This window comes from Streptomyces nanhaiensis (assembly GCF_046614825.1).
Lineage (GTDB): Bacteria > Actinomycetota > Actinomycetes > Streptomycetales > Streptomycetaceae > Streptomyces > Streptomyces radiopugnans.
Window position 1 is genome coordinate 1 of sequence record NZ_JBKJFM010000226.1, and the last position, 6,807, is coordinate 6,807.

A 6,807-nucleotide genomic window follows, 5' to 3' on the forward strand; every position below is an offset into this window, starting at 1 on the left:
CGGACGTACCCCGTCCCCCGGCCCAGGTCGCCCGGGCCGGCGGCCCGGGCGTTCCTGGCCCGCATGCGCGAGGCGATGCCGGAACCGGCGCCCGCCGGCCGGGGTGCGCCCGCCGGCCGGATCGCGGGCGCCGGTGGCGCGGGGTGAGGCCGGGGGCGGTTCAGGGGACGGAGGGGCCGCCCAGGTAGGCGCCGTCGGCGTCGTAGGGCCAGGCGTTGGCGACGCAGCCCTTGAGGCCCTTGATCTGCTGCATCATCGCGGGCGCGGGCCGCCCCGGGCCGGGGCAGGTCTCGTGGCCGCGGCCGATGCGGTGGCCGACCTCGTGGTTGACGATCAGCGCCCGGTACTCGGCGACGGGCCCGTCGAACTGCGGCGATCCCAGCACCCAGCGTTTGAGGTTGACCACCACGGTGGGGCCGACGGCGCAGTTCAGCTCGCCGCGGGTGTTGAGCCCGGCGGCGCCGCAGATGGCGTCGGCGGTGCCGGGGGTGGCGATCTTGACGATGAAGTCGGCGGGTCCGGAGGCCACGAGGCGGAAGCCGTTCACACCGTCGTTGGTCCAGCCGCGCGGATGGGCGAGGATCGCGGCGACCTCCTGCGCGGCCTGCCGGGCGGAGAGCTCGATGCCGTCCTCCACCTGCACCTGGTAGGTGCGGATGGTGCCCTGCCCGACGGCCTCGCCGGAGGCCTGGGCGGTGGTGAAGGTGCCCGGCCCGGTCGCCGGGACCGGGATCACCGACTGCTCGTCCGGTTCCTCCGGTTCCTCAGGTTCCTCCGGCTCCCGCGCGGAGGGCGACGGCGACGGGGAGTGCGACGCGGAGCCGGAGGGGGAGGGGGAGGGGGAGGGGGACGGCGGCACGAACACCGCCTCCTCGGAGGCCCTCAGCTCGTCCGGGTCCTGCGGCGTGGCCATGGTCCGCGACTCGGCGGAGTCCTGCTCGGTGACGAGTAACCCGCCGAGGGCGAAGGCCCCGACGGTCGCAGCGGAGGCCAGTACCCGTATGTGCGGACGTCTCCGGCGGCGGCCGCCCTGACGGCCCCCGCCGCCCTGGCCGCCCCGGCGGCGGGCGGCACCGCGGCGAGCGGTGTCGGTGCGCCGGTCGGTGCGCCGGTTGCCGGGCCGGTCGGTGCGGCGGCTGCTCAAGATGGACTCCCCCGTGGTTCGGCGTACGCGAAGATGCTGTCGGCGACTCGTGGGGGGCGGTCGAAGATCACCGTAACACCGCTGTACGACAAGCCCGTTGTGGGACCACCGGCCGCCGCCGCACCCGGGCGCGCCCCCGCCGGGCCCCCGCGGCGCGCTCCGCGCCGCCCCGTGTCACGCTCCGCGTCACGCCCCGTGCCACGCTCCGGCGAGCGCCCGCTCTCCGGGCTCGCATGCCTTCCGCAGCGCGTCCAGCTCGTCCGGCGGCAGCCGCAGCGAGGCCCCGCGCCTGCCCGCGTCGAGCATCGACCGGCCCGCCTCCAGCCACTCCTCGTAGGGCTCGACGCCGACGAACCCGGCCAGCCGCGACAGCTCCCGCCCGGGTGCGTCCAGCAGGTCCTCGTACGACAGGCTCATCCGGGCCGCCTGCGGCACCCGGGCCAGGTGCTCCAGGCACTCGGTCACCAGCCGCGACCACAGCTCCCCGAACCGGGCCACCGGCATCACCCGGTCGAACACCAGCCGGGGGTCGAACGGGTCCTGGAGGAGCCCCGCCAGGTCGGGCGGGAGCTCGCGGGCGTGCTCGGGCGTCAGCTCGTCACCGAACTCCAGGCCCAGCAGCGCGTACATCTCCTCCAGCATCGAGATCATCCGGAAACCGGTGTGCCGGCTCATCGACAGCGCGCAGTCGGGGCCGCCGCGGTACAGGTGGACGAACCGCGCCTCGGGAAAGCCCGCCCGCAGCCTCGGCACCCACCGCACCGAGAAACCCGAGCGCTCCACCACCGCCCGGCGCCCGAACCGGGCGCACAGCAGCCCGAACAGCTCCCGGTACTGCTCCTCGACCGGGCGGCGCGGCCAGGCGGAGACCAGCGGGGCGAGCTCGTCCAGCAGGCCGTCGGGGTCGTCGGTGAGGTGCGGCAGCACCATCAGGGACAGCCTGGGGATGCCGGTGGTGTCGGCCGAGAAACGCCCCGGACGGCGCGGGTAGAGGAACTCCGGAATGGCCGCGCCGCTGCGGACCATCCTGTCGAACGCGGGGTTGGGATCGGCCAGGAGCCGCCAGAACTCCCCTCCCTCCAGGGCCCCTTCGGGCATCCCCTCGGATCCGACCGAGGCCAGCAGCTCGTTGAGGCTGAGGACGTCCCGGTGCAGGTTCAGCACGCGTGACAGGGCGGTCGAACCGCTCCGCCCCGTCCCGACGACGAACGACAACGGCCGTGCGCTCACGTCCCCCACCCCACTGCCCCCTAGGTCCCGTTCCCGGCACCGGCACCGGTCCGGCTCCGCCGGTGATCTCCACACCGCAGCGTACGGACCCGGATACGGCGCGCGGCAGGGCGACTTCCGGCCAGGAGCCGCCGCACGGCCGGGACGCACGGGCGCGCCGCCCCACCGGGCCGGACCGGGCGGCGGTCACGCCCCGCTCCCGGGGGATTCCCGGAGCCGTGCCCCCGCTCGCCGAGGGGCGGCCCGATGAGTTCCGGTCCGGCACACGGTCTCCCCTCCGTAACCCGCGGGGCCCTTTGCCGCCCTGCCCTCGCGACCTGAGGGGACGACACCGTGAACACCATCGCCGACCGCTACCGCCGCCGGGCCGACGCCTTCGCCTCCACCGTCTCGGGCGTCGCCGCCGACCGGTGGGGCGACCCCTCGCCCTGCGAGGGCTGGACCGCCCGGGACGTCGTGCGGCACGTCATCGACATGCACGCGGCGATGCTGCGGCCCCTCGACCGGGTCCTCAGCCCCGCTCCCCCTCTCCGGGAGGACCCCCTGGGAGCCTTCCTCGCGGCCCGTACGGACATCGAGGCGGTCCTCGCCGACCCCGGCCAGGCCCTCCGGTCCTGCCCGACGCCCCTCGGGCCGACCACGGTCGAGCGGCACATCGACGAGGTCGTCAGCGACGACATGGCCCTCCACCGCTGGGACCTGGCCCGCGCCACGGGCCAGGACGGCAGCATGGACCCGGTGGACGTGGAACGCCTGTGGGCCGTCCTCTCGGCGGTTCCGCGGGACGTCATGGACAGGATGCGGACCCCGGACGCGTTCGGCCCCGGCGTCCGGGTCTACGGACCCGAGGTCGCCGTGCCCGAGGGCGCCTCCCTGCAGGACCGGCTGCTCGCGGCGACCGGCCGCGACCCGCGCCGCTGAGGCCGCGCGGATGCGGCCGGGCGGCGGGAGGGGCCGCCCGGCCTGTCCGCGGGGCGAGGGCGGCGTCCGGGGGCCGGACTCCCGTCACGACAGGAGGCGCCGGCTGCGGGCGTTGGCGGCGGCGAGACGGGCACTGAGCTGCTCGTGCGCGGTGAGCGGCCGGACGTCGTCCGGCTCGGCGTCCCACTCCCGCCCGCCGCCGAGCGGGCGCAGCCACACCCGTCCGGGGTGGACGTCCATCACGTCCCCGATCCGCCCGTCCCGCAGATCCCGTGCCACCGAGCCGACCGCGATCGCGGGCGGCCCCTCCCGCCCCTCCCGCCTTTCCGCGCTCACCGCGCCGCCCCGGCCCGCGGCGCCGCCAGGGCCGTCCCCGGCGGCTCGGCAGGCGGTACGGCAGGCGGTACGGCCGGCGGTACGGCGGCCGGCGCGGAGTCCGGCCCGTACCCGGCGTGTACGGCCGCCGGCGTCCGCCGGGGTCCCCCGGCGCAGCGGCCCGGAGGGGCCTCCGCGTTCGTGTCCGCGCCCGCGTCCCTCGCGGCGCGGGCGAAGTCCTCGCCGTCGGCGGAGACCGCCGGGGAGTGGTGAGTTCGGGATTCCATCGTGCTCCGTGATACGTCGATGCCCTCTGACGGGCGACTATCACTTTCTGTATCCCGATCGTCGCTTTCCGACGCCGCCGCCGACGGATTTTTCACCGTGACCCCACACGGACCCCGGGAAGGAGAACGGAAGGTGACGGCGTGGTGCCGGGGCCAACCGGCCGCGAGAGGCGGGTGGTTCGACCGCGGCGCCCACCGGGACGCGAGCCCGGAGGGCTATCGTGAACGGTATGTCCGCCCCTGAGCTGATCCGTATCGTCTCCCGCGACTCGCCCATGGCGCTGGCGCAGGTGGAACGCGTCCGCGCCGAGCTGGCGGCGCTCCACCCGCGCGTGCGCACCGAGGTCGTCCCGGTGCGGACCACCGGCGACAAGTGGCTGGGCGACCTCTCGAAGGTCGAGGGGAAGGGCGCGTTCACCAAGGAGGTGGACGCCGCGCTGCTGGCCGGCGAGGCGGACCTGGCGGTGCACTGCCTCAAGGACGTCCCCGCCGACCGGCCGCTCCCCGCCGGCACGGTGTTCGCCGCCTTCCTCGAACGCGACGACGTACGCGACGCCCTGGTCCACCCCGGCGGCCTCACCCTGGACGAACTCCCGCCCGGCACCCGGATCGGCACCTCCTCGGTGCGGCGCGTCGCGCAGCTCGCGGGCTCCCACCCCCACCTGGAGTGCGTGCCGTTCCGGGGGAACGCCAACCGGCGCATGGAGAAGATGGCGGCCGGGGAGGCGGACGCCCTGCTGCTGGCGGTCTCCGGCCTGGAGCGGATCGGCCGCCGGGACGTGATCAGCGAGATCCTGCCGACCGAGGTGATGATGCCGCCGATCGGCGCGGGCGTCCTCGTCCTCCAGTGCCGGGAGGGAGACACCGCCCTGATCGAGGCCGTCAGCGGCCTGGGCGACCCGGACACCCATCGCGAGGCCACCGCCGAGCGGATGCTGCTCCACGTCCTCCAGGGGCACTGCAACAGTCCGATCGCCGGGTACGCCAGGACCGAGCGGGGCGGCGAACTCTCCTTGCGAGCCTGCGTGTTCACCCCCGACGGCAAGACCGTCCTCAACGCGCACGAGTGGGCGGGCCGCCTCGACCCGGCCACCCTGGGCACCTCCGTCGCCGTCGCCCTGCTCCGCCAGGGCGCACGCGACCTGATCGACGGCATCGCGCACTAAGCCGTGCTCCCGGGGCGCCGTGGCGCGACGCCCGGGAGCGGAATCCCGTCAGCCGGCGGAGCAGGGCAGGACGCCGAGGGCGAACTCCCTGGTCCGTGCCGCGGCCTGGTCCACCGGCAGATGCTCCCCTTCGGGCGGGAAGAAGTCGACGGAGCCGACCGGTCCGTAGTCGGCCCAGAAGCAGGTGGTCACGGGGATGGTGACGCGCGAGGCGGCCGGCCGGGACGCGGGCCCCGGCCGGCCGCCTCGCACCGCGGCTCACTCCGCGCCGAGCAGCTTCAGCAGCTCGTGGCGGCCGAACATCCGGGCCGTGTCGATGGCCGACGGGTTGCCGGCGGCCGGGTCGGCGCCGGCCTCCAGCAGCAGCCGCACCATCTCCTCCTGGTCCTTGAAGACCGCGCCCCCGATGGGGGTCTGGCCGCGGTCGTTGACCCGGTTGGGGTCGGCGCCGCGCTCCAGGAGGGCCCGTACGGCGGGGGTGCGGCCGTAGTAGGCGGCGAGCATCAGGATCGAGTCGCCCTTGTCGTTGGTCAGGTTGGCCGGGACGCCCGCGTCCACGTACGCCGCGAGGGTGTCCGTGTCGCCTTCCCGGGCGAGGTCGAAGACCTTGGCCGCGAGCTGGAGCACCTCCGGGTCGTGAGCGGGCTCGGAGGTCTCGGGGGTCGGGGCGTCGGACATCGGGTGCCTCCTCGTCGTACCGTCTCGCCGCCTCGGCGGCTGATCGTCCTCAGACTACGTATGCCCGTTTCCCGGCCGGTGCCGCCGCGCTCCCGCGGCCGCGTCCTCGCGCGTGCCCCGCATACGCTTCGTTCCATGCCGCCGATCGCGACGCCCGCGCCCCGCCGCCCCGTCCGCCTCCTGGCGGCGGCTGTCGTGCTCGCCCTGGTGGGGCTCAACGCCTACCGGATGACCGTCGTCCCCCAGCCGTGGCCGAGGATGGCCCTGGACTGGGTGCTGATCGCGGCCGCCTGCGGCGTCCTGTACTGGCGGCGGCGCCGGCCGGTGCCGGTGGCGCTGGCCGTCCTGCTGTGCGCGGCGGTGTACTACCCGGCCAACCCGTACGACAGCCCGCTGCCGATGATCGCCTTCGCCGTCGCGCTCCACACGGTCGCGGCCGAGGGGCGCATGACGGCGGCCGTGACGCTGGCCGTGCTGACCATGCTGGCCGTCGGCTACGGCGAACTGGCACCCGGGCCGGGCGGCGGGCGCCATGTGGACGACGCCGCGATGGTGCTCCTCACCGGCTGGCTGTTCGGGGTGATCGCCGCCGGGCACGCCCAGCGCAGCCGGCAGGCGTACCTGCGGGAGGTGGAGCAGCGGGCGGTCGCTGCGGAGCGGGAGAGGGAGGTGCGTGCGCGGCAGTCCGCGGTGGAGGAGCGGCTGCGCATCGCGCGCGAGCTGCACGACGTGATCGGCCACAGCCTGTCGCTGATCAACGTGCAGTCCGGGGCCGCGCTGCACCGGCACGCCAGGCGGCCCGGGGAGACGGAGGAGCTGGTGGCCGCGCTGGAGGCGGTGCGGGCCGGCAGCCGCGACGCCCTGCGCGAACTGCGCGCCACGCTGGGGGTGCTGCGGCAGGCGGACGAGGAGGCGGCGCCGACCGCGCCCGCGGCCGGGCTGGAGGGCGTGGGCGCCCTGGTGGGGCGGGCGCGCGCGGCCGCCCCACCCCCGGGGGGGCGGGCGCGCGCGGCCCGGGCCCGGGCGCGTCTGGTGACCGAGGGGCGGCCTGCGCGGCCGGTGCCGC

The 6,807-nt window shown here is 76.0% G+C and carries 8 protein-coding genes; 3 read left to right on the forward strand and 5 right to left on the reverse strand.

Going from position 1 to position 6,807, the window contains the following annotated elements; genetic code table 11:
- Nucleotides 1-160: 160 nt before the first annotated feature.
- Together ACLIYP_RS28510 and ACLIYP_RS28515 are read right to left on the reverse strand one after the other, a co-directional pair.
- A complete protein-coding gene (locus ACLIYP_RS28510; protein ID WP_412715979.1) occupies nucleotides 161-1,144 on the reverse strand; it encodes a DUF3152 domain-containing protein in 984 nt (327 codons plus the stop codon).
- Nucleotides 1,145-1,330: 186 nt separating this feature from the next.
- Nucleotides 1,331-2,374 carry a sulfotransferase gene (locus ACLIYP_RS28515; protein ID WP_412715980.1) on the reverse strand — a complete coding sequence of 348 codons (1,044 nt, stop codon included), beginning with the start codon at nucleotides 2,372-2,374 and terminating at the stop codon, nucleotides 1,331-1,333.
- A gap of 333 nt (nucleotides 2,375-2,707) precedes the next feature.
- On the opposite strand from ACLIYP_RS28515, the gene ACLIYP_RS28520 reads away from it, so the two are divergent.
- Nucleotides 2,708-3,295, forward strand: coding sequence for a TIGR03086 family metal-binding protein (locus ACLIYP_RS28520; RefSeq protein WP_412715981.1), 588 nt, complete (start codon nucleotides 2,708-2,710; stop codon nucleotides 3,293-3,295).
- 84 nt (nucleotides 3,296-3,379) lie between these two features.
- Here ACLIYP_RS28520 and ACLIYP_RS28525 read toward each other — a convergent pair whose 3' ends face one another.
- On the reverse strand, nucleotides 3,380-3,631 hold the full coding sequence (locus ACLIYP_RS28525; protein WP_412715982.1) for a hypothetical protein: 252 nt from the start codon (nucleotides 3,629-3,631) through the stop codon (nucleotides 3,380-3,382).
- 496 nt (nucleotides 3,632-4,127) lie between these two features.
- Between ACLIYP_RS28525 and hemC the strand changes: the two genes are divergently transcribed.
- Entirely contained in the window at nucleotides 4,128-5,063 is a 936-nt protein-coding gene (gene hemC / locus ACLIYP_RS28530; protein ID WP_412715983.1) for a hydroxymethylbilane synthase, read from the forward strand.
- 48 nt (nucleotides 5,064-5,111) lie between these two features.
- On the opposite strand, the gene ACLIYP_RS28535 is transcribed toward hemC, so the two are convergent.
- The gene (locus ACLIYP_RS28535) at nucleotides 5,112-5,255 is read right to left on the reverse strand and encodes a hypothetical protein (RefSeq protein ID WP_412715984.1); all 144 of its coding nucleotides are present in this window, start codon (nucleotides 5,253-5,255) and stop codon (nucleotides 5,112-5,114) included.
- A 66-nt stretch (nucleotides 5,256-5,321) separates the two neighbouring features.
- Nucleotides 5,322-5,741 carry an ankyrin repeat domain-containing protein gene (locus ACLIYP_RS28540; RefSeq protein ID WP_412715985.1) on the reverse strand — a complete coding sequence of 140 codons (420 nt, stop codon included), beginning with the start codon at nucleotides 5,739-5,741 and terminating at the stop codon, nucleotides 5,322-5,324.
- A gap of 135 nt (nucleotides 5,742-5,876) precedes the next feature.
- Here ACLIYP_RS28540 and ACLIYP_RS28545 point away from each other — a divergent pair.
- Nucleotides 5,877-6,807: sensor histidine kinase (locus ACLIYP_RS28545; RefSeq protein WP_412715986.1), on the forward strand; the 931-nt coding region annotated here is incomplete at its 3' end.